This is a genomic window from Haloferax sp. Atlit-109R (genome assembly GCF_003665865.1).
GTDB lineage: Archaea > Halobacteriota > Halobacteria > Halobacteriales > Haloferacaceae > Haloferax > Haloferax volcanii.
The window spans coordinates 1,052,750-1,078,616 of sequence record NZ_QPLO01000002.1; the positions used below are offsets into that span (position 1 = coordinate 1,052,750).

General features: G+C 68.7%; 25 protein-coding genes, 1 tRNA gene, 1 other RNA gene and 1 pseudogene. 17 read left to right on the forward strand and 11 right to left on the reverse strand.

Annotated elements, in window-relative coordinates:
* Window positions 1-106 precede the first annotated feature (106 nt).
* The 6 genes and pseudogenes from DVK03_RS13920 (at window position 107) to DVK03_RS13945 (ending at window position 5,024) form a co-directional block, all read left to right on the forward strand.
* Entirely contained in the window at window positions 107-1,012 is a 906-nt protein-coding gene (locus DVK03_RS13920) for an EamA family transporter (protein ID WP_004063032.1), read from the forward strand.
* A 54-nt stretch (window positions 1,013-1,066) separates the two neighbouring features.
* Complete coding sequence (hisS, locus tag DVK03_RS13925) at window positions 1,067-2,362, forward strand: histidine--tRNA ligase (protein ID WP_115803273.1); 1,296 nt, start codon at window positions 1,067-1,069, stop codon at window positions 2,360-2,362.
* Between the two features lie 122 nt (window positions 2,363-2,484).
* Window positions 2,485-2,929: pseudogene (locus DVK03_RS13930) on the forward strand (universal stress protein).
* Between the two features lie 70 nt (window positions 2,930-2,999).
* Complete coding sequence (gene truA, locus DVK03_RS13935) at window positions 3,000-3,851, forward strand: tRNA pseudouridine(38-40) synthase TruA (RefSeq protein ID WP_115803274.1); 852 nt, start codon at window positions 3,000-3,002, stop codon at window positions 3,849-3,851.
* An 87-nt stretch (window positions 3,852-3,938) separates the two neighbouring features.
* Window positions 3,939-4,586 carry an HAD family hydrolase gene (locus DVK03_RS13940; protein WP_115803275.1) on the forward strand — a complete coding sequence of 216 codons (648 nt, stop codon included), beginning with the start codon at window positions 3,939-3,941 and terminating at the stop codon, window positions 4,584-4,586.
* A gap of 111 nt (window positions 4,587-4,697) precedes the next feature.
* Complete coding sequence (locus DVK03_RS13945) at window positions 4,698-5,024, forward strand: hypothetical protein (RefSeq protein ID WP_115803276.1); 327 nt, start codon at window positions 4,698-4,700, stop codon at window positions 5,022-5,024.
* A gap of 9 nt (window positions 5,025-5,033) precedes the next feature.
* On the opposite strand, the gene DVK03_RS13950 is transcribed toward DVK03_RS13945, so the two are convergent.
* Window positions 5,034-6,371, reverse strand: coding sequence for a M28 family metallopeptidase (locus DVK03_RS13950; protein WP_115803277.1), 1,338 nt, complete (start codon window positions 6,369-6,371; stop codon window positions 5,034-5,036).
* A gap of 386 nt (window positions 6,372-6,757) precedes the next feature.
* On the opposite strand from DVK03_RS13950, the gene pepF reads away from it, so the two are divergent.
* A complete protein-coding gene (gene pepF, locus DVK03_RS13955; protein WP_115803278.1) occupies window positions 6,758-8,557 on the forward strand; it encodes an oligoendopeptidase F in 1,800 nt (599 codons plus the stop codon).
* Between the two features lie 387 nt (window positions 8,558-8,944).
* On the opposite strand, the gene DVK03_RS13960 is transcribed toward pepF, so the two are convergent.
* Window positions 8,945-9,018 (reverse strand) — tRNA-Lys (locus DVK03_RS13960).
* A gap of 86 nt (window positions 9,019-9,104) precedes the next feature.
* Here DVK03_RS13960 and DVK03_RS13965 point away from each other — a divergent pair.
* Window positions 9,105-10,349 (forward strand): M20/M25/M40 family metallo-hydrolase, encoded by a 1,245-nt coding sequence (locus tag DVK03_RS13965; RefSeq protein ID WP_115803279.1) that lies wholly within the window; start codon window positions 9,105-9,107, stop codon window positions 10,347-10,349.
* Here the strand turns inward: DVK03_RS13965 and DVK03_RS13970 are convergent.
* Both DVK03_RS13970 and DVK03_RS20115 read right to left on the reverse strand, forming a co-directional pair.
* The gene (locus DVK03_RS13970; protein ID WP_115803280.1) at window positions 10,337-11,011 is read right to left on the reverse strand and encodes a hypothetical protein; all 675 of its coding nucleotides are present in this window, start codon (window positions 11,009-11,011) and stop codon (window positions 10,337-10,339) included. The genes DVK03_RS13965 and DVK03_RS13970 overlap by 13 nt on opposite strands.
* Window positions 11,012-11,107: 96 nt before the next feature.
* Window positions 11,108-11,278: a hypothetical protein gene (locus DVK03_RS20115; RefSeq protein ID WP_188148408.1), complete on the reverse strand. Its 171-nt coding sequence runs from the start codon at window positions 11,276-11,278 to the stop codon at window positions 11,108-11,110.
* A 304-nt stretch (window positions 11,279-11,582) separates the two neighbouring features.
* On the opposite strand from DVK03_RS20115, the gene DVK03_RS13975 reads away from it, so the two are divergent.
* From DVK03_RS13975 to DVK03_RS13990, 4 genes are all read left to right on the forward strand, one after another.
* The gene (locus DVK03_RS13975) at window positions 11,583-11,906 is read left to right on the forward strand and encodes a hypothetical protein (protein WP_004063044.1); all 324 of its coding nucleotides are present in this window, start codon (window positions 11,583-11,585) and stop codon (window positions 11,904-11,906) included.
* Window positions 11,907-11,994: 88 nt separating this feature from the next.
* Window positions 11,995-13,773, forward strand: a complete 1,779-nt coding sequence (locus tag DVK03_RS13980; RefSeq protein WP_115803281.1) for a nitrite/sulfite reductase — start codon at window positions 11,995-11,997, stop codon at window positions 13,771-13,773.
* A 66-nt stretch (window positions 13,774-13,839) separates the two neighbouring features.
* The gene (locus tag DVK03_RS13985; RefSeq protein ID WP_004063046.1) at window positions 13,840-14,124 is read left to right on the forward strand and encodes a DUF6360 family protein; all 285 of its coding nucleotides are present in this window, start codon (window positions 13,840-13,842) and stop codon (window positions 14,122-14,124) included.
* A 318-nt stretch (window positions 14,125-14,442) separates the two neighbouring features.
* Complete coding sequence (locus tag DVK03_RS13990) at window positions 14,443-15,363, forward strand: DMT family transporter (RefSeq protein WP_013035554.1); 921 nt, start codon at window positions 14,443-14,445, stop codon at window positions 15,361-15,363.
* 42 nt (window positions 15,364-15,405) lie between these two features.
* Here DVK03_RS13990 and DVK03_RS13995 read toward each other — a convergent pair whose 3' ends face one another.
* Entirely contained in the window at window positions 15,406-16,353 is a 948-nt protein-coding gene (locus DVK03_RS13995; RefSeq protein WP_115803282.1) for a DMT family transporter, read from the reverse strand.
* A 202-nt stretch (window positions 16,354-16,555) separates the two neighbouring features.
* On the opposite strand from DVK03_RS13995, the gene DVK03_RS14000 reads away from it, so the two are divergent.
* Window positions 16,556-17,044 (forward strand): Lrp/AsnC family transcriptional regulator, encoded by a 489-nt coding sequence (locus DVK03_RS14000; protein WP_004041677.1) that lies wholly within the window; start codon window positions 16,556-16,558, stop codon window positions 17,042-17,044.
* A 44-nt stretch (window positions 17,045-17,088) separates the two neighbouring features.
* A complete protein-coding gene (locus DVK03_RS14005; RefSeq protein WP_004063049.1) occupies window positions 17,089-17,364 on the forward strand; it encodes a hypothetical protein in 276 nt (91 codons plus the stop codon).
* Window positions 17,365-17,379: 15 nt separating this feature from the next.
* Here DVK03_RS14005 and DVK03_RS14010 read toward each other — a convergent pair whose 3' ends face one another.
* Window positions 17,380-19,488, reverse strand: a complete 2,109-nt coding sequence (locus tag DVK03_RS14010; RefSeq protein WP_115803283.1) for a PAS domain-containing sensor histidine kinase — start codon at window positions 19,486-19,488, stop codon at window positions 17,380-17,382.
* Window positions 19,489-19,729: 241 nt separating this feature from the next.
* On the opposite strand from DVK03_RS14010, the gene DVK03_RS14015 reads away from it, so the two are divergent.
* Both DVK03_RS14015 and DVK03_RS20120 read left to right on the forward strand, forming a co-directional pair.
* Window positions 19,730-20,113: an SHOCT domain-containing protein gene (locus DVK03_RS14015; protein WP_004063051.1), complete on the forward strand. Its 384-nt coding sequence runs from the start codon at window positions 19,730-19,732 to the stop codon at window positions 20,111-20,113.
* Between the two features lie 149 nt (window positions 20,114-20,262).
* On the forward strand, window positions 20,263-20,403 hold the full coding sequence (locus DVK03_RS20120) for a hypothetical protein (protein WP_004063052.1): 141 nt from the start codon (window positions 20,263-20,265) through the stop codon (window positions 20,401-20,403).
* Window positions 20,404-20,452: 49 nt separating this feature from the next.
* Here DVK03_RS20120 and DVK03_RS14020 read toward each other — a convergent pair whose 3' ends face one another.
* Entirely contained in the window at window positions 20,453-21,685 is a 1,233-nt protein-coding gene (locus DVK03_RS14020) for an MBL fold metallo-hydrolase (protein WP_115803284.1), read from the reverse strand.
* A 111-nt stretch (window positions 21,686-21,796) separates the two neighbouring features.
* On the opposite strand from DVK03_RS14020, the gene DVK03_RS14025 reads away from it, so the two are divergent.
* Window positions 21,797-22,189 (forward strand): hypothetical protein, encoded by a 393-nt coding sequence (locus tag DVK03_RS14025; protein WP_199505991.1) that lies wholly within the window; start codon window positions 21,797-21,799, stop codon window positions 22,187-22,189.
* Window positions 22,190-22,273: 84 nt separating this feature from the next.
* Here the strand turns inward: DVK03_RS14025 and DVK03_RS14030 are convergent, their stop codons facing one another.
* From DVK03_RS14030 to rnpB, 4 genes are all read right to left on the reverse strand, one after another.
* Window positions 22,274-23,506: a digeranylgeranylglycerophospholipid reductase gene (locus DVK03_RS14030; RefSeq protein ID WP_115803285.1), complete on the reverse strand. Its 1,233-nt coding sequence runs from the start codon at window positions 23,504-23,506 to the stop codon at window positions 22,274-22,276.
* Window positions 23,507-23,746: 240 nt separating this feature from the next.
* A complete protein-coding gene (locus DVK03_RS14035) occupies window positions 23,747-24,079 on the reverse strand; it encodes a hypothetical protein (RefSeq protein ID WP_004063056.1) in 333 nt (110 codons plus the stop codon).
* A gap of 84 nt (window positions 24,080-24,163) precedes the next feature.
* Entirely contained in the window at window positions 24,164-25,309 is a 1,146-nt protein-coding gene (locus DVK03_RS14040; protein WP_115803286.1) for a zinc-dependent metalloprotease family protein, read from the reverse strand.
* Between the two features lie 91 nt (window positions 25,310-25,400).
* Window positions 25,401-25,828: RNase P RNA component (gene rnpB, locus DVK03_RS14045), an RNA gene on the reverse strand.
* Between the last annotated feature and the right edge of the window lie 39 nt (window positions 25,829-25,867).

Below are 25,867 nucleotides of genomic sequence, written 5' to 3' on the forward strand. Positions count from 1 at the left end.
GGGCGGCCCCGCGTTCTGACGCCGTCCCGGCCCGGACACCCGCTCCCCCGGCGCGCCCCCGATTCGTACCGCGTCGTTTTTCACGCCGCCGCGCGCCGGGTGAGGCATGGACCCCGGCATCGCCTACTCCGTTCTCGCCGCGTTCGTCTGGGGCGTCTACATCTTCGCCCTGAAGCGGTACTTCCCGGGCTACTCCGGGGCGGTTCTCACGGTCGTCGTCAACGCCTTCGCCGTCCTCCTGTACCTCCCGGTCACGGCGGTGACGTACGACCCCGCGGCAGTCCCCTCGCTGGCCGAACTCGGCGCGACGGGCGTCGGAATCGTCGCCGGTACGGCCGCTCTCGTCGGCGTCGCGCTCATCCTGTTTGTCGACGCCCTCGAAGCCGGCGACGTGTCCTACGTCGCGCCCATCAACAAGCTCGTCCCGGTGTTCGTCCTCCCCATCGAGATTCTGTTTCTGAACCAGTTCCTGACGGGTGTTCAGGTCCTCGGCGTCGCGGTCGCCACCGTCGCCGTCTACGTCGCGAACTACGAGGGCGGGGCGTTCCTCGACCCGCTCAGACGCGCCGTCCGGTCGCGGCCCGCCCAACTCGCGCTCGCCAGCGCGGCCTGTTACGCCGTCAGCGACGTGGGCAAACGCGTCGCCCTACAAGAACTCGGCATCCCGACGAGCGTGTTCGTCCCGGTGCTGTTCGTCGGCGCGGCCCTCGCCGTCCTCCCCGTCGCAGTGCGGGAGTGGCCGGGCGTCCGCGGCGACCTCCCGAAGTTCGCCGCGGCGGGCGCGCTCGTCGCCGTCGGAGAACACGTCACCTCGACGGCCTTCGGGCTGGTGCCGGCGAGCGTCGCCTCGCCAATCGTCAACACGCAGGCCATCGTCGCCGTCGTCCTCGGCGGGGTCGTCCTCCGAGAGGCGCGGTTCGGCACGCGCCTCGTCGCCGCCGTCCTCGCGGTCGCCGGCGTCTCGCTCATCGCCCTCGGCGACGCGGCGGCGCTCCGCGCCCTCGTCGGGTAGTCGCCGTCGCCCCGAACAACAGGTTTCAAGCGCGACCTGCGCCAACCAACGCCCATGTACGACCGACTCAAGGGATTTCGTGACTTCTACCCCGGCGAGATGTCGGCCCGGCGCGAGGTCGTCGACACCGTCGAGACCGCCGCCGCCCGCTACGGCTTCCGCGAAATCGGGACGCCCCACCTCGAACGGACCCAGATGTACGTCGACAAGTCCGGCGAGGAAATCGTCGAGGAGCTGTACGCCTTCGAGGACAAAGGCGGCCGCGAGGTGGCGCTCACGCCGGAGCTGACGCCGACGGTCGCCCGGATGGTCGTCGCCAAACAGCAGGCGCTGTCGAAGCCCATCAAGTGGGTCTCGACCCGGCCCTTCTGGCGCTACGAGCAGGTCCAGCAGGGTCGCTTCCGCGAGTTCTACCAGACCAACGCCGACATCTTCGGCTCCTCGGAGCCGGAGGCCGACGCCGAGATTCTGGCCTTCTGCGCCGACGCGCTGACCGACCTCGGCCTCACGGCCGACGACTTCGAGTTCCGCGTCTCCCACCGCGACATCCTCGGGGGCCTGCTCCGGTCGTTCGACGCCGACGTGGACGTCGCCGACGCGGTCCGCGCCGTCGACAAATCCGAGAAGGTCGAGCGCGCGGAGTACCTCGGCCTCCTCTCCGACGCCGGCCTCTCGTACGACCAGGCCGACGAGTTCGCCGACCTCATCGAGCGCGGCGACCTCGACGAAATCGCGGCGTTCGGCGGCGACGACGTCGAAGCCGCGGTCGAGAACCTCCGGAACGTCCTCGCCGCCGCCGACGACTTCGGCGCGGGCGAGTTCTGCGAGGTGTCGCTTTCGACCGCCCGCGGGCTGGACTACTACACCGGCGTCGTCTTCGAGTGCTTCGACTCCACGGGCGACGTGTCGCGGGCGACGTTCGGCGGCGGCCGCTACGACGACCTCATCGAGTCGTTCGGCGGCCAACCCACCCCCGCCGTCGGCGTCGGCATCGGCGGCGCGACGCTCCAACTGCTCTGTCAGCGCGCCGGCGTCTGGCCCGACGAAGAGCTGGCGACCGACTACTACCTCCTCACCGTCGGTGACACCCGCGGCGTCGCCTCCGACATCGCCCGCGACCTCCGCGCGGCGGGCAACGTCGTCGAGGTCGACGTGTCCGACCGGAGCTTCGGCGCGCAGATGTCCTACGCCGACTCCGTCAACGCCGACACGGTCGTCATCGTCGGCGAGCGCGACCTCGAAAACGGCGAGGTGACGGTCAAGGACATGGCCAGCGGCGACCAGACGACCGTCCCCGTCGACGACGTCCCCGGTGACCGCGACGCGCCGACCTACGAGGACTACGAGTAGGCCGCCTCGCGGGTCGCGCCGGCAACGCCGACTGTCCCGCCGCCCCCCATCGCCGCCGCGATTCTCGCGCCGCGATACCGGCGCGCGCCCTGTTGTTTCCGCCCGTCGTACGGGCGAGCGACATGTACGACAGGATTCTCGTCCCGGTGGACGGGAGCGCCCCCGCCGACGAGGCGCTCGACCGCGCGCTCGACCTCGCGGCGGCGACGGACGCGACGCTGTACGCCCTCTACGTCGTCGACGAGCGCGCCCTCCACGCGACCCAACTCGACGCCGGCGGCCTCGTCCGCGCCTACGAGGCGGAAGGCGAGCGCATCGTCTCCGAGGCCGTCGAGGCGGCCGAGGCCGACGGCATCGAGGTCGTCACGGCCGTCGAACACGGCTCGCCGCACCGGGCGATTCTCCGGTACGCCGAGGAGGTCGACGCCGATCTCATCGTGATGGGCACCCACGGCCGCCGCGGCATCGAGCGCTACCTGCTGGAGCGTCACCGAGCGCGTGCTCCGACTGGCCGACGTGCCGGTGCTCTCCGTCCGAAGCCAGGACTCGCCGGTCGAACGCGAGTGAGCGGTGCGGTCGGGCGGGCGCGACGGCGCGGGTGGCGTCGGTTAAGTAGTCCGCCGGGCAAGCACCCGCCATGCGCGCCTTCCGCGTCGCCTACGACGGACGCCCGTACCACGGGTTCCAGCGACAGCCGGACGTGCCGACCGTCGAGGACGCCATTTTCGACGCCTGCCGCGCGCTCGGCGTCTGCGACGACGACGAGGAACCGACCGACTACGCCGCCGCCGGGCGGACCGACGCCGGCGTCTCCGCGCTCGCCCAGACGGTCGCCTTCGACTGTCCCGACTGGTGTACGCCGCGGGCGCTGAACTCGGAGCTACCGGGCACGGTCCGGGCGTGGGCCGCCGCCGACGCCCCCGACGACTTCCACGCCCGGCACCGGCCGACTCGCCGCGAGTACGTTTACGACCTCCACGCGCCGACGGAGGGGTTCGACGACGACCGGGCGAAAGCCGCCTTCGACGCCTGCCGCGGCGACCACGACTTCCACAACCTCACGCCCGACGACCACGGAACGGTCCGGTCCATCGACGGCGGCCTGACCCGCGACGGCGACTTCCTCCTCGTGCGCGTCGAGGCCGGCGGCTTCGCCCGCGAACTCGTCCGCCGACTCGTCTCGCTCGTCCGCGCCGTCGGGTCGGGCGCGGCCCCCCTTTCGAAGGTGGACGATGCGCTCGGTCCCGACCACCTCGACGGCCCCGAGGGCATCGCACCCGCGCCGCCGACGCCCCTGCTTCTCACGGCGGTCGACTACCCAGAAGTCGAGTTCGACGTGGACGCGATGGCCGCCGAGAGCGCCGCGGCGGCGTTCGAAGAGCGGGCGCTGGCGGACCGTATCGGCTGGCGCGTCGGCTCGCGCATCCGCGAGGGAGTCGAGCGGGCGGGCGATGCCAGACGCGTCGGCGACGGCGAAGACCGCGGTTGACCGACGCGTGAGGGGTCAATAGCCCTCCGGAGCGGTTGGGGTCGCACATAGCAACGTTATCGTCGGTCGAGGCCGAACGATTCGACCATGTGCTACGACGCTGTCATCTTCGACAACGACGGCGTGCTGACGAAGCCGACGCTGCTCGAAGTCCAGCGGGAGGCGGTCAGGCGGGCGTTCGACGAGTTCGACGTGGAGCCGACGACCGAGACGGTCGACGGCGTCATCAACGGCGGCCTCACGCGCCTGCGCCGCATCTGCGCGGTCCACGACGTGCCGGTCGACGACTTTTGGTCGCACCACGAGACCCACGCCGCGGCGACCCAGCGGGCGTGTCTCGAAGACGGGACGAAACCGCTGTACGACGACGTGGCCGCCCTCGACGACATCGACCACCCGCTGGCGGTCGTGAGCAACAACCAGCACGCGACCATCGAGCACATTCTGGACGTGTTCGACATCGGTGACCGATTCGAGGTGGCCTACGGCCGCGACCCGACCGTCGAGGGCGCGCGGGTGAAGAAGCCGGACCCGCACTACATCGAGCGCGCCATGGGCGAACTCGGCGTCGATTCGGCGCTCTACGTCGGTGACAGCAACGTCGACGTGGTCGCGGCCGACCGCGCCGGCATCGACTCGGCGTTCATCCGCCGACCGCACCGCGACGGCTACCAGTTGGCCGCCGAGCCGACCTACGAACTCGACTCGCTCGACGAACTGCTCGCGGTGTGCTGACGCGCGGGAGAACCTCGCGGCCCCTGCAACCCTCACCCCGCGACCTTCACCGCGGGTCCGCGCCGCGTATCGACCAGTAGACACATCACGCGGCTCGCCGTCGGCTCACGCATGGACCGGTCCGCCGCGTGGGACGCCACCCTCCGCATCGTCTTCGGCCTGTTTATCATCGGCGTCGGCAACGCCGTCGGCGGCTTCCTCGCCGGCACGACGGGTATCGCCGGCCTCGCGCTCTATCTCCTCGTCGCCGTGCCGGCGTTCGTCTACGGGATGTTCTACGTCGTCATCGGGGCCGGGATGGTCGTCGAGGCCGCGACCGAACGCGCGCTCGAAGCGGCGGAGCTAACGGTCGAAGTCAGCGACGGCGACGACGGCGGCGAGGGGCGCGACTCGGGCGGCGACAGAGGAGACGACACCGAGTCGCCCGCGCGCGACTGACCGCCGGACTCACTCCCAGCCGTCGGGCCAGATGCCCGCCGCCTTCATTCCCGTCTCGAAGTCGGCGTCGCGGAACGCCGCGGCGAGTTCGTCGTCATCGAGTCGGGGAATCTCCCCGTCGGCGGCGGTCGCGGCGAGTTCGCGGACGATAAGTGCGGTCAGCATCCCGTGTTCGCGGACGTTTCTGTCGTCGACCTTGTCGCGGGTGTCGGCGTGGGTGTGGCCCCAGCCGCGGCCGCGCTCGCCGCTTTCGCTCCTGAGTTGGAGCGCCGGGACGCCGGCGCGGACGAACGGCCACTGGTCGCTGAACGGGTGCGGTTCGGGTTCGATGTCGACCGGGTGGCGCGTCTCGTTGCCGACGCGGGTCGCCACCGCGGCGGTCGCCTCCGAGGTGTGGCTGTGGGCGACGAGGTCGCGGAACCGACCCGCGCCGTCGACGTTGACGACGGCGGCGACGCGGTCGAGGTCGAGGCGGTCCGCGAGGTGTTCGGAGCCGGTTAGCCCCAGTTCCTCCGCGCCGACGCCGACGACGCGCACGCCGAGAGCGAGGTCCATCTCGGCGAGGAGTCGCGCCGCGGTGACGACGACCGCGATGCCACAGCCGTTATCGAGCGCGCCTTCAGCGATATCGTGGGCGTCGAAGTGGGCGCACAGGAGGAGTTCACGGTCGGTGTCGGGGCCGACGCGCCCCTCGACGTTCCGGCTCTCGCCGGGCGTCGTCTCGGCGTCGACCGCGAGGGTCGCTTCGCCGCCGCGGGCCGCGTAGTCGGTCAGCCACGACCCGGTTTCGGCGCTCACGCCGACCGCGGGGGCGGCGGCCTCCTCGTCGTAGCGGAGCGCCCCGGTCGGCGGGAGTTGGCCGGGGACGTGGTTGACGAAGACGAAGCCGACCGCGCCGGCGTCGATTGCGTAGTTGAACTTCTCCATCCGGTGGACGAACCGGCCGCCGGCGGGGGTGGTCGTGCTGGCGACGACGAGCGCGCCGTCCACGTCGGCGGCGTCGATTTCGCTCGGCGTGCCGTAGCCGACATCGACCAGCGGACCGGAGACGGTCGCCGGGGGCGCGTACGGAAGCGCGACGGCCTCGAAGCGCCGTTCGTCGGGTGCGGTGAGGTCGAGCGTCGTGTCGCCGCGGGTCCAGCGGGCCATCTCGAAGGGATCGAACTCGACGCGCCGGACGCCCGCGTCGGTGAAGGCGTCGGCGACGAGCGTGCTCGCGCGTCGGTCGCCCGGCCCGCCGGCCATCCGGTCGCCGATGGCGGTCAAGTCGGTGAGGAACGCCCACGGGCGGTCGTCGACCCACGTCCGGGCGAACGCCTCGCGGACCGCGGGAGAGAGGTCGTCCATGGCAGTTCCACACGCCCGCCGGTCAAAGTGGTTTGCGCCGCCGGGGGCCGCGTCGACTCGGGCGGCCCGCCGCGGTCGGGGTCGGTGTCGGATGCCGAAAATCGCCCACAACATCTAACTCAGTTGACGTGGTACGCACGACCGCCATGCCTACATGTCAGAACTGCAATTCTTTCGTCACGGAAGGTTACGTCAGGGTGTTCGCCCCGGAGGGCATGGACGCCCCCCGCGTCTGTCCGCACTGTGAGGACTTAGTCCGGGACGGTTCGCAGGTCCGAGAAGCGAGAGCGACCCGACACTAACCGCGACGCGGCCGCCCTCCTCGTCCCCGCTTCGCCGGTCGATTGATAAGGCTTACCAGCCGCGCGCGCGTCACAGTACCCGACATGAGTTCGGTTCCCGAGCGGAGCGACATCGACGAGGAGTACAAGTGGGACCTCGACAGCATCTACGCGTCCGACGACGAGTGGGAGGCGGCGTACGAGGACGTCGCAGAGCGCGTCCCCGAACTGGCGAGCTACGAGGGCCGCGCCACCGAGGACCCCGAGACGCTCCTCGAACTCCTCGAAACGATGGAGGAGGTGCTCCGCGAGGTGTCGATGGTCGTCTCCTACGCGAACCTCCGCAGTAGCCAGGACACCCGGAATCAGGAGTACCAGGCGCAGGCCGGCCGCGCCGAGGCGCTGGCGTCGAAGGCCCGCAGCGCGGTCAGCTATCTGGACCCCGAACTGCAGGAACTCGGCCGCGACGGCGTCGACGAGTTCGTCGAGGAGGAGCCCGAGCTGGCGGCCTACGAGCACTACTTCGACGACGTGCTCCGGACGAAAGAACACACCCGCTCCGCCGAGGTCGAGGAGGTCCTCGCCGACCTCTCGGACGTGACCGGCGCGTCCAGCGACATCTACTCGATGCTCGCCAACGCCGACTTGGAGTTCCCGACGGTCGAACAGCCCGACGGCACGTCGGTCGAAATCACGCAGGGTAACTTCACGAAACTCCAGAAACACCCCGACCGCGAGTTCCGCCGGACCGTCCACGAGGAGTTCTACGACCGCTGGGCCGACGTGCGCAACGCGGTCGGCACCTCGCTGAAAAACAGCGTCAAGAAGGACGTGAAGACCGCGCGCATCCGCGACTACGAGACCGCTCGCGAATCCGCCCTCGACGGCCCCAACGTCCCCGTCGAGGTGTACGACAACTTACTCGACACCGTCCGCGACAACCTCGGCCACCTCCACCGCCACGCCGAGTTGAAACGGGAGGCTATCGGCGCGGACGAACTCAAGATGTGGGACCTGTACGTGTCGCTCACCGGCGACCACGGCCCCGAGATTCCGTACGAACAGGCGAAGGAGTACATCGTCGAAGCCGTCGAACCGCTCGGCGAGGCCTATCAGGAGCGGATGGCCGAGGGCCTCGACGACCGCTGGGTCGACGTGTACGAAAACCGCGGCAAGCGCTCCGGGGCGTACTCCGCGGGCACCTACGACACCCAGCCGTTCATCATGATGAACTACCAGGACGACCCCGCATCGATGTTCACCCTCGCCCACGAACTGGGCCACTCGATGCACTCCGAACTCGCCAACGACGCCCAGCCGTGGCACGATGCGAGCTACGACATCTTCACCGCCGAGGTCGCCTCCACGGTCAACGAGACGCTCCTGACCGAGTACCTACTGGAGAACGTCGACGACGACGAACTCCGGACGCACGTCCTCGACGAGTACCTCGAACGCTTCCGCTCGACGCTGTTCCGCCAGACGATGTTCGCGGATTTCGAACTCCAGATTCACGAGATAATCGAGAACGACGGCGCGCTCACGCCCGACCGCTTCGACGAGCTGTACGGCGACCTGAAGGCGACGTACTACGAGCCCGCGGCGACCGACGACCGCATCGCCCGCGAGTGGGAGCGGATTCCGCACTTCTACTACAACTACTACGTCTACCAGTACGCGACGGGCATCTCCGCGGCGGCGGCCATCGTCGAGCGCATCCGCGAGGAGGGCGAGTCGGCCGCGGCGGACTACCGCGAGGCGCTCGCGCTCGGCGGCAGCGAGTACCCCCTCGACGTGCTCCGAACCGCCGGCGTCGACATGACCGAACCCGAACCCATCGAGGACGCGATGTCGGTCTACGCCGAGTTCCTCGACGAGGCCGCGACGCTCCTCGACCTCGAATAGGCGAAAAATCGCAGGCCGGGCTCAGCCGACCTGTCGTTGCATATCCCGCCTGCAATCGACGGTGATTGCGTGGGAAGTGTCGGATTCACTCCCGCCCTAAGCGGCGGGGTTCTCTCCTTATAGAAAGATACTCTCACAAAGTGCCAGTTTGACGAGAGCGACAGCCACGGAGTGGAAGTAGCCAACGCAATGTGCAACACGGCTTGGCGAAGCTATCACTCGGAGACGTAGGAATCAGAAAGCCGTGTCACTCCGCACGTACTTCGTCGCAGAAACGGGCTGGGAGGGACTTGAACCGGGCCCAGACGTGCTCGCTTCGCTGTGCGCGACTGGTCGGGTTCAATCTCTCGAAGCCGTTTCACTCCTCACGGTTGTTCGGAGTAGAAACGGGCTGGGAGGGACTTGAACCCCCGACCGTCTGGTTAAAAGCCAGACGCTCTGCCTAACTGAGCTACCAGCCCTCGACGTTTCTTTAAATGGGGATACTGATAAGCGTTTATTTTCGCCGCCCCCGCCTGCTTTGTACCCCGTTCCCGTCCCCCACAATATGGACCTTCGCGACTTCGTGGACGCGCTGCTCCGGTTCGAGAGCGTCGCCCGCGCCGAAGCACCGGCTCAACAGTGGGTCAAAAACCGCCTGCACGACTTCGGGTTCGAGACGTACGAGTGGACCGCCGACCCGGAGCGACTGGCCGAACATCCCTCGTTCCCGGACGACCCCGACGACATCGACACCGCGAACCGGCCGAGCGTCGCCGGCGTGGTCGAGTTCGGCGACCCCGACGCGGGACCGACGCTCGTCCTCGACGGCCACGTCGACGTGGTGCCAGCCGACAGGGAGTTGTGGTCTCACGACCCGTATTTGCCCGGCTGGGACGACGACGCCGGCACCGTCAGCGCCCGGGGCGCGGCCGACATGAAAGCGGGGCTCGCGGCGTGCGTCTTCGCCGCGCTCGACCTCCGCGACGCCGCGGCGGCGGGCGATGTTGCCCTCGACGGGCGGGTCGTGGTCGAGAGCGTCGCCGGCGAGGAAGACGGCGGTATCGGAGCCGCGGCGGCCGCGCTCGACAACCCCTACCCGTTCGAGCGAGACGCCGCGCTCGTCGCCGAGCCGACGCGGCTCAAGCCGGTCGTCGTCACCGAGGGGTCGGTGATGAAGCGACTCCGACTGACCGGGCGGACGGCGCACGCGGCCTCGCGGTGGCGCGGGGTGGACGTCATCGAGAAGTTCGAGGCGATTCGGGCGGCGTTTTTCGACCTCGAAGCGGAGCGGACCGACGCGGTCGACCACCCGCGTTTCGACTACCCGATTCCGTGGCCCGTCTGCGTCGGCCGCGTCGAGGCGGGGTCGTGGGCGTCGAGCGTCGCGGGGACGCTCACCGCGGAGTGGCGACTCGGCGTCGCGCCGGGCGAGACGGTCGAAGAGGTCGAAGCCGCGTTCGAGGAGCGACTGGCGCGCGTCGTCGCCGCCGACGATTGGCTCTCGGCGCACCCGCCGGCGTTCGAGCGGTTTTCGGTGCAGTTCGAGCCGGCGGAAATCGACGCCGACGAGCCGGTCGTGGAGTCGCTGCGGGCGGCGCTCCGGGCCGACGGCCGCGACGACGACCCGGTCGGCGCGACCTACGGCGCGGACTCCCGGCACTACGTCGAGGCGGGTATCCCGACGGTGCTGTTCGGGCCGGGCGATATCGACCAGGCGCACTTTCCGGACGAGACCGTCGAGTGGGACGAAGTCGAGGTGGCGCGCGAGGTGATTCGGGAGACGGCGACGCGGTTCCTTCAGTCGAGGTAGTCGTCGAGCGCGTCGGCGACCACGGCGCCGGGCGGCGTGTCTTCGAGCGAGGCGCGGCGGCGGAGTTCGAGATACACGTCGGCCGGGAGCGTCACGTCGAGCGTGCCGATGTCGACGCCGTGGTCGGCGAGAGCCTCCACGGCCGGCGTGCCGTCGTTGACCTCGCTGGCGAGGCGGCGGACCTCGCGGACGGTCAGGCCGGCGTCGAGCGTCGCCCACGCGAGGTGGAGTCGGGCGTCGCCGGAGACGCGGGCGATGTGCTTGGCGGCCGTGGGCGCGATGCGGCCGCGGGCGACGTGCCGGCGGACCGACTGCGGGAGGTCGTGGACGCGGGCCCACTTGCGGATGAAGGAGACGGACACGTCGCCGCCGGCGCGCTCGGCGGCGCGCTTGTACGAGCCGACGCCGCGGACAAGCGCGGCGCAGGCGGCCGCCCCGCGGAGCATGAACACGTGGTCGTCGTCGCCGGCGGTGGACTCGGAGAACGAGCGAACCGTTCTGGCGGCCTCGGCGAGGCTGTCGGGGTCGGTGGGGTCGAAGCCGACGGCCTCGCGGGCGCGGTCGCCCGTGACGGCGGGGTCGCCGCGGACGACGGGTTCACCGACCGGTTCGCGCCGGTCGGCCGGAACCTCGGTCGTTCGTCGGCGTTCGTCGTTCGTCATCTACGAATCGGTAACGCGTTCGGGCTTAAAAACGTCTCCCCGAGAGGCGAGATTCGCGCCGCGGGCGGCCCGCGAGCGAAGACAGACGGCGGAGCGTTACTCCTCGCGGGACTCAGAGAGATGTGACCAGATTTCGGTGCAGCCCGCGCCGTCTTCGAGGTCCTTGAGGTGGGCCGCGGGGTCTTCGTCTTCCGCCTCGGCGGACGGGTCCGCCTCGGCATCGGGGTCGCGGTCGAGTTCGGATTCGAGTTCTGCCTCGCCGGTCATGCGTTTCCCTCCTGGGACTGTTCAAACAGCTCTGGGGCGACGTCGGCGGAGGCGTGTTGTCGGACGGCGGTGCGGTGGTCACTCATCACCACCACGTACCGGTCGAACCCGCATAAGGGAATCCGCACCTGTAATGTGTACCCCCACTCCCGGCTACCGGAACGGGTTGCCCCTACCTCTGACGGCCGGTTTCGGGGACAATCGCAGGACTCCGACCGAACGACCGCCGAAACGGCCGTCGCGCTCCCCCGCGGGGATTGCGGGCGTCGTCCCGCATAGGTAGCCGGAGCGACGAGGGTGAGGTATGAGCGTCTCCCTGCGCGTCCTCGACGACGGGGCGTGGGTCTCCGTGAACGACGCCAGAGAAGTGAGCGTGAGCGAGCTCTGGCGGCTCGACGACCCGTCATTCTGTGGGTGCGAGCTTCCCGACTTCGTCGTCGAGAACGTCCTCGACGTCGGCGCGGACGGTAGAACCGTCTCCGCGAAAGTGTACGGCCAGTGCATCGCCTGCGGCCAGACGGGCGTTCCCGGCTGGGTCCCGGTCGGCAGGCTCCGCGAGGGCGAATTCGTCGATATCGACCGCGAGCGGGTCGTCCTCCCGGTTCGACGCGGCGACGACGGCGAATAAGCAATATTCTCCGCTTTTGGGCAGCACCGGGAAGGGTTGACGGTACGCTCGGGGCCTTACGTGGGCACGTATATGGACATTCATACGAATGCCCACGGACGTCGAACGCTGGAAGTCGGAGGTCTACGGTAACGAGATACGAGAGCACCTGCTGGAGTTCGCTGAGCAGGGCTGGGACTCCATCCCGGAAGACGAGCGAGACGCCTGGTTCGAGCGCTTCAAATGGTGGGGACTGTACCACCAGCGCAACGGCCAAGAGTCGTACTTCATGATGCGCATCGGGACGCCGAACGGCGTGCTGACGCCCGGCCAGACCGAAGTCGTCGCGGAGGTCGCCGACGAGTACGCCCGCGGCCCCGCCGAGAACCCCATCTTCGGCAACGGCTACGTCGACTGGACGACCCGCCAGTCGATTCAGCTCCACTGGATTAAGCTGGAGGACATCCCGGAAATCTTCGATAAGCTCGAATCGGTCGGGCTGTCGACCCAGCAGGCCTGCGGTGACTCGTGGCGGAACATCGTCGGCTGTCCCGTCGCCGGCAAGGACAAACACGAGCACGTCGACGCGCTCCCCGTCGCGATGGAGCTCAACGAGACGTTCAAGGGCAACGACGACCACTCGAACCTCCCGCGCAAGTGGAAGGTCTCCGTCACCGGCTGCCGCGAGGGCTGCGGTCAGGGCGATATCAACGACCTCGCGCTCGAACCCGCGACCAAGGAAATCGACGGCGAGGAGACGAAGGGCTTCAACATCCGCATCGGCGGCGGCCTCTCGCGGAACGAACCGCGGCTCGCCCGCGACATCGACGTGTTCGTGACGCCCGAGCAGGCCCCCGAGGTGTCGGGAGCCATCTCCGCGCTGTTCCGCGACAACGGCGACCGCGACAACCGCTACAACGCCCGCATCAAGTTCCTGATGGACGAGTGGGGCGCGGAGAAGTTCCGCAATGTCCTCCAGGAGGAGTACGTCGACTTCGAGCTGGAGACCGCCGGCGAGGACCTGCGCTCGGAGTACTCCTACAACTCCGGCTACGCCGACGGCGGCCACTCCGACCACGTCGGCATCCACGAGCAGGCCGACGGCAACTACTACGTCGGACTCGACGTGCTCGTCGGCCGCATGGGCGTCGACGACACGAAGGAACTCGCCCGCGTCGCCGACGAGTACGGCTCCGGCGAGATTCGCATCACGCAGCGCCAGAACGTCATCATCACCGACGTGCCCGAAGAAAAGCTCGACGCGCTGCAAAACGAGGACCTTCTCGACCACTACTCGCCCGACCCGCACCCGTTCATGCGCGGCTCCATCGCCTGTACGGGCACCGAGTTCTGTTCGCTCTCCATCGTGGAGACGAAAAACCGGCAGGTCCGCTACGCCCGCTGGCTCAAGGAGAACGTCGAACTCCCCGCGGGCGTCGAGGACTTCCACATCCACCTCTCGGGCTGTACGGCCTCCTGCGCCCAGCCGCAGATTGCGGACATCAGCCTCCGCGGCATGAAGACCCGCAAAGACGGCGAGCCGGTCGAGGCGCTCGACATCGGCCTCGGTGGCGGCCTCGGCGAGAACCCGAACTTCGCCGAGTGGGTCACCCAGCGCGTCCCCGTCGACGAGGTGCCGGGTGCCATCAAGAACCTGCTCGCCAACTTCGAGGAGCGCCGCGAAGGCGACGAGACGTTCCGCGAGTTCGTCGCCCGGACGGACGAAGAGGACCTCGCCGAACTGGTCGAACCCGAAGAGACCAGCTACGAGGACCCGATGATGCACAACACGAAGCGCACGTGGTACCCCTACGCTGACGATGACAGCCTCGACGCGAGTCCCGCGCCGACCCGCGCCGACGGCACGCCCATCCCGAGCGACGACTGAGCGGGTCGCCTCGGTGACGACGCCGCCGCGCTACCTATTTACGACGACACCCAACAGTACTCACAGATGCCAGACCGAATCCTGAAGGTCAACGCCTACACGACGCTAGACCTCGTCGACGCGTCGGCGACGGGCCACGACTTCGAGGAGTCGGCGTTCGCCGTGTGCAACGTCACCTCGCCGCGGAAGCACCCCGACGAGATTACCCTCGAACTCGAACTCGACTGGACGCAGCTCGACGCGCTCGCGCCGCACGCGGACAAACTGACGCTGTCGCCCGAGGAGGCCCGAAAAATCGCGGCCGACCTCGAAAAACACGCCGACCGCGTCGAAGCCGAACAGCAGGACTGACCGCCGTCCCCCGATTTTCGACGACAGTTCGACGCCCCGAGCGACGCGACTGTCCGTACGACCCCGACGGTTCGTGGCAACACCACCCATGAGATATTCTCCCCCGGTTTGGTCAACGAATCGTGTGAAACCGTGACTCGAATGGTCGAATCGTATTGCTACGAGCCCAATCGTTAGACATATGCCTTCGGGAGTCGCAGAACGTGTTGTGATACAGACGACGCCTCTACGCTGTCCACGCACCGAGCGTCGACCGCACTCCACCTCCCGCGCCCGCCCGGCGAATCGAACGCCGGCCACAGCGCGGGGGGTGATGGCGTGAGCCGTCATCGGACCCTCGTCCTCTTCGTCGCGGCCGCGGTGCTGTTCGGAACCTCCTTCGTCGGCATCAAAGCCGCCATCGGGTCGGTCCCGCCGGTGCTGTTCGCCGCCTTCCGCGTCGACGTCGCCGCCGTCGTTCTCCTGACGCTCGTCGCCGTCCGCGGCGGCTACTGGCTCCCGCGGACCCGCGCCGACGCCCTCGGCATCCTCGCCAGCGCCGCGTTCGTCCTCGGGGCGAACAACGTGTTCCTCTTCCTCGGCCAGCAGCACGCGACGACCGGCGCGGCCGCCGTCATGTACAGCATCATGCCCGTCGCCTCCCCGGTGTTCGCCGTCCTGCTCCTCGACGACGCGCGCATCTCGGCTGTCGACGCCGCCGGCATCCTGCTCGGACTCGTCGGCGTCGTCGTCATCGTCGGCCCCGAGAGCGTCCTCGGCGGCGGGAGCGTCGGACAGGCGCTCATCGTCTGTTCGGCGCTGTCGGTCGCCTTCGGGACCGTGCTCCTCAAGCGCGTCGGGCCGTCCATCGGGACGCTCCCGCAGACCGCGTGGGCGATGGCGGCCGCCGCCGTCGGCATCCACGCCGCCAGCCTCGGTCTCGGCGAGTCGGTCGCGCAGGTCGCGTGGTCGCCGGAGCTCGTCGCCGCGATTCTCTACGTCGGTATGCCCGCGACCGCCGCGGCCTACCCGGTCTACTTCGCGCTCCTCTCGGAGGCCGGCCCGGTCCGCGGCAACCTCGTCGCCTACGCGATGCCGGTCGTCGCCACCGTCACCGGCTGGGCGTTCCTCGGCGAGGCCGTCTCGCCGGCGACCGTCCTCGGCTTCGGGGTCATCCTCTCGGGGTTCCTCCTCGTGCAGCGCGAGAGCGTGGCTCGGTTCGTCGGCCTCCGGGGGAGCGTCCCCGCGGAAGCCGAATAGGAGAAGAAGAGAACAGCACAGAACTCGAAAGGCGGACCGACTTCAGGCCGCGACCCGCCGCCGGACCGCGACGGCGACGGACACCAGCGTCTTCTTTTTCATCGCCGCGAAGCCGAAGAAGATGGCTCCGAAGCCGACGAGCGCCGTCGTGTCGATGACGTGGCCGAGGAGTACCCAACTCATGAGCGCCGCGACCACGGGCTCGACGTAGCCGATGAGGTTGAGTTCGGTCGGGCCGAGGCGGTCCAGAAGCTCGAAGTAGAGGAGGAACGCCACCGCGCCGGAGACGAGCGTCAGGTAGAGGAACGACGCGATGCCGACGGGGGCGAGCTCGATAGTGGAAAGCGACTCGCCGCGGACGAGTGCCCAGCCGTGAAGCAGGACGCCGCCGCCGAGCATCGACCACGCCTGCATCGACTGGACCGGGAGGTCACTCCGGAGCGGGCGGGTGAGGACCGCGCCGAGCGCGAACGACACCGCGGCGAGGAAGATGAGGACGATGCCGAGTCCCTGCGCCGACCCGGACGACCCCGAGAACGCCGAGACTGGGTCGGCCACGAGCACGGCACCGGCGAAGCCGGCGAGCAGCCCGACCGTCCCGGTCTTCCCCAGCGACCCCCTGGCGAGGATAACGGAGGCGAAGACCGCAGTCAGGATAGGCGAGAGGCTAATGATGATAGAGGCCACCGCGCCGGGGACGTGTTCCTGTCCGAGGTAGAGCAGGCCGTGGTAGGCGGCGATGATGAACACCGCGCCGATGGCGGTCGCGAGCAGTTCGTCCCTCGTCTTCGGCCGCCAGCGGTCGGTCGAGTAGCAGGCGTACGCCAGCATCACGAGCCCCGCGAGTTCGTAGCGGAGCGCGGCGAAAGAGAGCGTCGGGAAGAACTCCAAGCCGACCTCGATGGCGACGAACGAGGTGCCCCACATCGCCGCGAGCGCGACGAAAAGCAGGGGCGTCGTCGGAACGTTTCTCCAAGTGGTTCGCGTCATAGTCGAATCTGTTTCAGCTCTCAGAGACGCACGCTGTTAAATCCTTCTACAAGAGATTTGTTTTGAGTTGGAGATTAGAATAGATAGTCTATATTTTGCTGTACCAATCGCTCTATAATTCGTGAAGATTCGAGAAGCCGCGAGAGGTGGCGAAAACGGCGGACAGAACAAGGACTTACGTCACCGACCGCAACGGGAGGGTATGGACGAACGCGACGTGCGCCTGTTGAAGGCCATCGCGGACCTCGGGACGGGCAGTCCCGAGAAGCTACACGAAGCGACGGACATCCCCGTGTCGACCATCCACTACCGTCTGAACAACCTGAAAGACGACGGCGTCATCGAAAACGACCTCTACGACATCGACTTAGAGGCGTTCGGACTCGGCGTCACCGTGGTCGTGGAAGTGCTGGCGGATTACAGCGGGTCGTACGAGGAAGTCGGGAACAAACTGCTGGAGATAGAGGGCGTCACGCAACTCTACTTCACGATGGGGGAGACGGACTTCATCGTCGTCGCCCATCTCGCGGACTCCGACCGCGTGGAGCGCCTCATCAGCGACTTCGAGGCGACGCCGGAAGTCGAGCGAACGAACTCGACGTTCGTCATCTCCTCGATGCGCGACAGCCACCGGGCGCTCCAGAGCTACACGCTGGAGACGCTCCTCGACGAGTTGGGTATCGAGGACTGAGAGTCGGCCGAGGGAGTATCACGGGTGGCCACGTACTACCGACCATGTCGAACGACGTGCGGACGTGGCTGGTCGAACGGACCTACTCGGACGACGAACAGAACATCATCATCCTCGTGTACGCGACCCCCGACGGGACGCGCTACCACCGGAAGGAGCGCTCGCTGACGAGTTTCGAGTCCGACGTGCGCGACACCTACGCCGCCGTCGACGTGCCCGAAGACGAACTGGGTCGCGTTGCCGACGAGGAGACGAGGGAGTCGTACGCGGCCGCCGCGACCGAGATGGCCGAGTCCCACGAGCCGACCGACACGGTCTGAGACCGGACGGTCGGCTCAGTCCACCGACGCGAGCGGGAGCGAGACGACGACGACCGTACCCGTGGGTTCGTTGTCCTCGAAGTGGACCTCGCCGCCGAACGAGTCGACAAGCTGGTGAACGAGGTAGAGTCCGAGGCCGGTCCCGGTGCTTTCGAGTCCCTTTTCCCCCTTGCCGAAGACCACCGACTTCCGCGCGTCGGGGATGCCCGAGCCGTCGTCGGCGATGCGGATGACCGCCATGCCGGCGTCGTCGTCCACGGCCGCCGAGACGGTGACGACGGTGTCGTCGGCGTTGTGCTGGACGGCGTTGTTGAGGAGGTTCCCGAGCACCGACGCGATGAGCGGGTTCGCGCGCACCGCCACGTCCGGTATCTCGCCGTCGACCGCGAACGTGGCGTTGGGAAACGCCTCGCGGCGGACCGCGAGCTCGCGGTCGACGGCGCTGGCGAGCGACATCGGGCGGGTCTCGACGCCGCCGCCGCTCATCGTCTCCATGAGGTCGCGGGCGACCTCGGTTATCTCGGTGGTGTGGCGGCCCGTCGAGAGGATGCGCGAGAGGATGTCCGCGCCCTCCTCGTCGACGTGTTCTCTGAGTAGCTCCGCCCAGCCGACGACGACGGCCATGTCGTTGCGGATGTCGTGGCGGACGATGCGGTTGAGCGCCTCCAGCTCGGCGTTCGTCCGTTCGAGTTCGCGCTCGCGGGTGCGACGGGCGGTCACGTCCTGTATCGTCCCCCTGAGCGCCGCCACGCGTCCGTTTCGGATGACCGGCTCGCCGTGGGTGCGGACCCACAGCTCCGACCCCTCGGCGGTCACCAGTCGGAACTCTTCTTCCCAGGGAACGCCCTCGGACCGACAGCGGTCCAACAGCTCGCGGATTCGGTCCCGGTCGTCGGTGACGTAGAACTCGATGGCGTCGTCGACCGTCGGCTCGTAGTCGAGCGGCACCTCGTGGATGCGCTTCGTCTGGTCGGTCCACGCCAGCGTGTCGGTCACGAGGTCGAGTTCCCAGCCGCCGACTTTCGAGATGCGCTGGGTCCGTTCGAGGAAGTCGCGGCTCCGTTCGAGTTCGTCCTCGCGCGCTTTCTGCTCGGAGAGGCTCTGGAAGACGACGACGTTGCGGTCGCCTTCGAGGGACGTGATGGAGAACCGAACCGGAACGCGTTCGCCGTCGCGCCGGCGAATCGTCACCTCGCCTTGCCACTCGCCGTCGGCTTCGAGCGCGGGGGGAATCGTCTCTCTGAGGCGTTCGAGTTCCGGCTCGTCGTGGAGGTGGCCCCAGCCCGTCCCGAGCATCGACTCGGGGTCCGAGTAGCCGCAGATGTCGGCCGCGGTCTGGTTGACGTACACGTGTCGGTCGTGCTCCGTGATGGTGACCCCGGCGTCGACGGCGTCGACCGCCTCCTTGAACGCCGCAAGGTCGCGCTCGCGTCGGCGCTCTTCGGTCACGTCCTCGACCGTCGAGATGAGTCGGTCCCGTCCCGAAATCTCGGCGACGGTGAGGCTGACGCGAATCCAGACGGTGCCGCCCGACGCGCCCTCGATGGGCCACGTGAAGGCGGCTCCGCCCTCCTCGCGGGCGGCCTCGACCTCGCGGAGAGCGCGCTCGGCGTCGTAGCCGTCGATATCCGCGGTCACGTAGAGGGGACTCGTATCGATGACCGACTGGCGGTCGATGCCGAGGATGTCCAGATAGTGCTGATTGATGTCGACGAGTTCGAGCGTTTCGAGGTTGCGAACCGCGAGGCCGACGTTGACGGCCTCGAAGAGCGCGCGGTAGTCGAGCGAGCCGACGGCGCTGTGGGCGGCGTCGTAGACCTCGCGGCCGAGCGTGTCGAGGTCGCGGTCGGCAGCGGTCGACCCCGCTACCGAGACGCGCGGGACGCCGTCGGCGCGGAGTTTCGAGGCGAGCGAGAGACCCTCCGCGTCGGTGACCTCGGCCGAGACGACGGCACAGTCGATACGAGCGCGTTCGAGTTCCGCGTGGACCGCGTCGAGGCTGTCGGCGGTCGAGACGCTGACATCGGTCGTCGCGTCACCGACCGAGTCGGGAAGCTCGTCGGCGAGACGCTCGCGAACGGCGGCGTCCTCGCTGACGACGAGGACGTGTAACCGACCAGGCATACCGGCGAGAGGACAGCGAGGTTCAAGTATGAACCGACAGCTGTCGGCGGGAAATCATGACCGGCGGGGAGCGCGAACGCCGCGCCCCGCCCACGTCGAAGATTCCAAACTTCGGGCGGCGAAAACCGGAGAAATCCAATCTTTGCCGGCGTCGGAGCCGAAGCCCCGAAGCGACAATCGACCTAAACGTGGAGCGCGTACTGTCACCTGTGAGGCGGCACCCGCCGCCTCGGTGAACACTATGACGACGACAAACGACTCGACGCGACTCGCTGGCATCGTCCTGCTCGCGCTGGCCGCGCTGTTCGCGTTCCCCGCCCTCGTCGGGATGGCCGGCTTCGGCGGCGGCATGCCGATGGGGTGGGGCGGCGGCTGGATGCACGACACGTGGATGCACGGCGGAACCGGCGGGACCGTCCCGTGGTGGATGTGGGGGATGGGAATCTTCGGGCAACTGCTCGTCCTCGCAGTGGTCGTCGGCGGCGGCGTCCTCCTGTTCCGCGCCCTGCGCGACGGGGACGACGGGAGCGACGGCGCGCTCGACGAACTCCGCCGGGCCTACGCCCGCGGCGACATCGACGACGAGGAGTTCGACCGCCGCCGCGAACGACTCGACCGCGACTGACGCGTCGGAAATCGAGATACTCCGGACGTTGCAGGCGAAACGAAGGGGTTCCCCGGGAGGCGGTCGCGGGGAGTCGGCGCGCGGCCGACCCGCTGAAGGCAGTGCGCACTCACCGCAACGACTATGGTCATTTAGGCCAACCTAAAACCATGGCTTCGGATGCATCCGACGGGAAGTTCCGTTCGTTTATCGGTCGGTTCCGGTCGCAGCGGACCCGACTCCGCGTGTCCGCGTGCGTCGCCGCGAGCCGGTCGATAGCGGTTCCGGACGACGACGAGCACGCCGAATAGGTCGGGGGAGCGGTCGGTTCGACCCGCTACGGGTCGCCGCCGGCGCGTCTCAGACTTCGACCGTCGCCCCGATGTCGGGAGCCGCGGCCTCGTAGCCGTCGGCGCTGAGCTCCCCGGCGAACGCCGCACAGCGGTCGCCGTGGTTGACGAACACCGGCGCGTCGCGGTAGTCGTCGAGGAACGACAGAAGCCCGTGGCGGTCGGCGTGGGCCGAGAAGTCGTACATCTCGGCGCGGGCGGCCACCGGGACGACGCCGCCGTTGAGTTCGCACCGGCCGCGTTCGACCAGTTCCCTGCCCGGCGTCCCCTCGACCTGATAGCCGGTGAGACAGATTTTGTTCGTCGGGTCGCCCCGAATCTCGGGGATGTACGTCATCGCCGGCCCGCCAGAGAGCATCCCGCTCGTCGTCACGATGACCGAGTTCTCCCGGGCGATGCGCTTTCGCTGGCCGTCCCGGCCCGAGACGACTCTGGCGTTCGACTTCGCCCGCTTGAGCGCCGCCGCGTCGCGGACGTAGTCGGAATGGTTTCCGAGCATCTTCAACACGCGGACCCCCATGCCGTCGACGTAGCAGTCGATGTCGTGGGCGTCGAGCACCATGAGAAGCTCCTGCGTCCGGCCGATGGCGAACGCGGGGACGACGACGGTGCCGCCCTCCCAGACGGTCGTCCGCACCGACTCCACGAACCGCTCTTCGACGGTCGCGCGGTCCTCGTGCTCCACGTCGGAGTAGGTGGACTCGCAGATGACCACGTCGGCGTCCGGGCGGGCGGTCGTCCCCGAAACCAACCGCTGGTCGTCGGTGTGGAAGTCGGCGGTGTACAGCAGGCGGGTCTCGCCGTCGTCGACGAGGACGTGGGCGCTGCCGGGGATGTGGCCCGCGTTGTAGAACGTGACCTCGTGGCCGGCGGCCTCGAACGGCTCGCCGTAGTCGTGGTGTGCCGACTGCTGGGTCATCCGCCGGACGTGCGTCTCGGTGAACGGACAGTTGTAGCTGCCGCCGTGGAGTTTGAGCGTGTCGCGCGCGAGGGTCCGAGCGAGTTCGTCGGTCGGCGGCGTCCAATGGACCGCCGGCCAGTCGTCGCCCGAGAGGAGCGAGGGGACCGTCCCGACGTGGTCGAGGTGGCCGTGCGAGACGACGACGGCGTCGGGCTCGACGGAGCCGACGGGGAACTGCGGGGGGTTCCCGGTCAGCATCCCGTAGTCGAGCAACAGCGAGTCGTTGACGAGAATCGCGCTGCGCCCGACTTCCTCGGCCCCGCCGAGGAACTGGAGTTTCATTGGCGGCAGTACCGACCGGAGGGGCTTTTGCTCGTCGGTCCCGCGAGGCCAGCGGGACTCGGCGGGCTCGCGGGCTCGACGCTTTTCACGCCGGCCGCCGTCTCCCGAGGCGTGACCGGCTCCGACCCTGACCCTGACCCCGACGCCAGTGCCGACGCCGACGCCGATACCGACGCCGAATCCGACCGCGACGACCTCGACCGACTGGTGACGACGCTCCACGACCGCCTCGCCGCGACGGCGACCCGCCCCGTCCGCGAGGACGCGAGCCGATGGCTCGGTGAAGCGGAGGCAGTCGCGGGCGACCTCGCAGTCGGCCCGCTCCCGGACGACGAGGTGGTCCGGACGCGCCTCGGCCACGTCGAACACCTGCTGTCGAACGTCGACGGAACCGAAGACGAGGCGGCCGACGAACACGTCGCGTCGGCGCGGGCGGCGCTGGCCGACGCACTGGCGATGCTCGGTGACGGCGACGGCAGGAGCGACGGCGACAGAGCCGGGTGAGCGGCTCGACGAGAGAAACGAGAACGGAGGCGAGAGACGAGCGGGGACACCGGGGACGGAGAGACGCGCGTGTCGCCCGGCGGCTCAGTTCGAGAACCAGTCTTTCGCGGTGGACGCGAGGATGGAGAGGTCTTCGAATTTGAGCATCCGGAACATGGCGAGCGGGCTACCGCCGTTCGCGGCGTCTAACTGCTCGTCGGGGAGGCGGTGGAGGTCTTCGAGCAGTTTGTCGTAGCGCTCGTTGGAGGCGCGGTAGAGCATCTCCGTCATGAACAGGCGGTTTTTCACCTTCGGCGCGACGCGGTCGTGCCACAGCTGGTCGTAGATGGCGAGTTCGGACGCCGAGGTGTCGCGCTCGGAGTTGGTGAGCGCGCGGTCGGCGGTCGCGGCCGCGACCCGGCCCGAGCGCATGCATTTGTCGATGCCCTCGCCCCACAGCGGGTCGACGGTCGGGACCGTGTCGCCGATGGCCATGAAGTTGTCCGTGCTCATTCGACCCGGCAGTTGGATGTGCGCGGAGCCGCGGTGCTGTTTGCCCGCGATGCGCTCCGCGTTCGCAAAGCGCGGGTCGGACTCGGTCCAGTACTGGAGGTAGTCGTCGATGGTGTAGCCCGACTTGGCGTTGTGGCGGTGGCCCTCGTTTTGGATGTAGCAGACGCCGACTTTCGCGGTGTCGCCGCCGGTGTGGAATATCCACGAGTAGCCGCCGGGCGCGATGTCGTGGTCGAGACGGAGCATCATCGCGTCGGTGAGGTCGCCGTAGCCGTCGGGCGCGAGGTCCATGCCCTCGAACTCGTACTCGATGCCGATGGCCTGCTTCTCGCGGCGGAGGTCGCAGACGTCGAGGGCCTTGGCGAGCGGAGCGCTCGGTCCCGTGGCGTCGATGACGATGTCGGCGTACACCTCCTCGTCGCCGTTGTATCGGACGCCGACGATTTCGCCGCCCTCCATGATGGGCTTGGAGACGCGCGCGTCGAAGCGGTACTCCGCGCCGTCGGCCTCCGCCTCGTCGACGAGCCAGTTTTTGAAGTCGGCAAACTCGAGGACTGCACCGGGCTGGTGGCGGTGGTAATGGTCGTTCGGGGACTCCAGGACGACGTCGTCGGTGAAGTTCATCACGACCTCGTCGGGGATGTTGAACGAGGCCATCGTCGACGGGAACGTCCCGGCGGTCGATTTGTTGCTTCTGGAGGGGAACTCGTCTTCGGACTCGGTTTCGAGGACGCACACGTCGTAGCCTCGGGCGGCGAGGTCTCGTGCCGCCTGTCCACCTGCGGGGCCCGCGCCCGCGATAATCACGTCGTAGTTGTCAGTCATTGTAGAGTAGGCATCACCGGTAGGGTTGGTCGTACGCGTTACACACCTTTTCTGTAACAAGCGTGTAATCTGCTTTGGTTTTGAACGGTCGGGAACGGGGGCCGTTCGACGGAATCCGTCCTCGGAGGGGCGACAGATGACTGCGGGAGGCGGCGGCCGAGCGGGGGTGGCCGCGGCGCACCGCTGGACAGCAGCGAAAACGACGACCGACAGGGCCGCAACGCGAGCGAGCGGCGACGGTCAGGCTTTCGGGATGCGGCGGACTTGGAACTCGCGGTAGCCGCCGTAGGCGGCTTCGAGCGCGCCGAGCCACCAGTTCCAGCGCGTCGCGGGGCCGCCCTCGGGCGCGTCGCGCATGTTCCGCACGATTTCGTCGCCCGTGAGCGGCGCGCCGCGGTCGGACTCGGCCTGCCCCGAGTCCGCGAGGTCGCGGGCCTGCCGCGCGACGACCCGGCGCTCGGCGTCGGTACCGCCGAACTCGGCGAGGGCGTCGCGGAACGACTCCTCGTCGAACGCGGGATGGGTGTCGCCGTGCCTGTCGGTGGGGGTCACGACTCTCTCTACGGGGGCCATGCCAAAGAAGGACTCGGCCGATTCGTCCGGGTGAAAACCCCCGTCTGCGGCGCAGAGCGCTCGGCTGGCGACGCGACGCCGGCGCTACGCCCACCACTCGCTCCGGCGCTCGCCGTACGTCGCGTTCTGGAACGGTTCGGGCTTGTCGTCGTCGGCCTCCGCGCCGAGGTAGTGGGCGGTCCAGTAGCCGACGTGCCAGCCGACGGCCTCGGTGTCGAGGTCGACGAGGACGACCCGGTAGCTGCCGTAGGTCTCTAACGAGCCGTCGCCGTCCGGGTCGTAGCCGCCGGCGATGGCGCAGGAGGCCGCGCCCGCGGCGCACGGCGAACTGTCCGCAAAGGAGATGCGCACCTCGGCGTCCGCGGGGTCGTCGACGTAGGTGTAGGAGAGGTTGTCGGGCATCCCCGGCGCGCCGCCTTCGAAGTAGTCGAGCGCGTGGCGAACCTGCTCGCGGGCCGCGTCGGGGTCCGAGGCGTTCGTGTCGTCGATGTGGACCGTGAAGTTCGGGTCGTCCCACGGGAACGCCTTCTCGGTCGCGTTCGTCCGCGGGAGCGTGTAGAGGATGCCCGTGGCGTTCATCAGGTCCGCGGGTTCGTCGCCGTGGGCGAGTCCGAGCGTGTGACCGAGTTCGTGTGCGACGATATCGACCGTCGAGTCGTCGCCGTATCCGGTTCGGACGTAGACGGTCTCGGGGCGGTCTATCTGCCACGCGTCGGTGAGGTAGGGCGCGCAGCCGGCCGCGTCGTCCAGCCCGCTGCACTCCGGGATGTCGTCGGTAAAGCGGACCACGAGGTCCGGGTCGCGGGCGTCGGCGTCGACCTCGTAGTCGATTTCGTACTCCAGGTAGCGCGAGTCGTTCCCCTCCCAGAACGCCGTCGCCTCGCTCACGAGGGCGGCGTAGTCGCGGCCGTCGTCGGGCGCTTCGACGGCGACGACGACCGGCTCGGACCCCCACGGCCCGTAGCCGGGCGCGGGCGTGAACGCCGTTGTGGGTTCGGGCGTCGGTGACTCGGTGGGCGCGGCAGTCGGGGTCACGGTCGCGGTCGTCGACGGAGGCGAAGTCGTCGGGGTCGCGGTCGCCGCGGGCGACTCGGTTGCCGAGTCGGTGGTCGGCGGCGAAGCCGCAGACGTGGCAGTCGTCGCTGTCGTCCCGTCGGTTCCCGGCGACACCGGCGCGGCACAGCCGGCGAGGACGACGAGCACCGCCACGAGGAGAGTCGGGCCGCGCATACCGAGACTGCGGCGGCGAACGGTCAAGAGCGTTTCCCGACGGCGCGAAAACGGCTCGACCGACAAAGCGGTCGCTCGGCGGTTCGAAAGCGGCTGAGAGGAGTAAGCCCCCTTCTGTTCGTCCCAGCATTCGGCTCAGCGTCCGCGTCCTTCTCGGGGCGAGCCCCCGAGGGCGCGACGGGCGAACCCGACGCGCCGTCCGAACTACCTTCGCGGCGCGGACTTGCACCGGTGAGGATTCGCCGTTCCATCCGTTCTCGACCGTCGGAGATGGCGACGCCACCTCATCCCTCTGCGGGTTAGCTCCCTTCCCTTACGGGTCGGTTCGCACGCGGCCGTGACGGCCGCGCCGGCGACGGCGGAGCCGTCGCGCGCGCATCATCGGTCGGGTCGAGCGGTCTCGTTTCTGTTCCAGCGCCAGCCGTCTCCGACTCCGGGCTTGCGCCCGGTCACCCGTTCGGACGGTGGGGGGACTTTCCTCATGCCCGTCTCGGGCACGGGAACTGGGCTCTCTCTGCCGACCTACCCTAGTCAGGTCGGTCGGATAAGCGGTTCGAT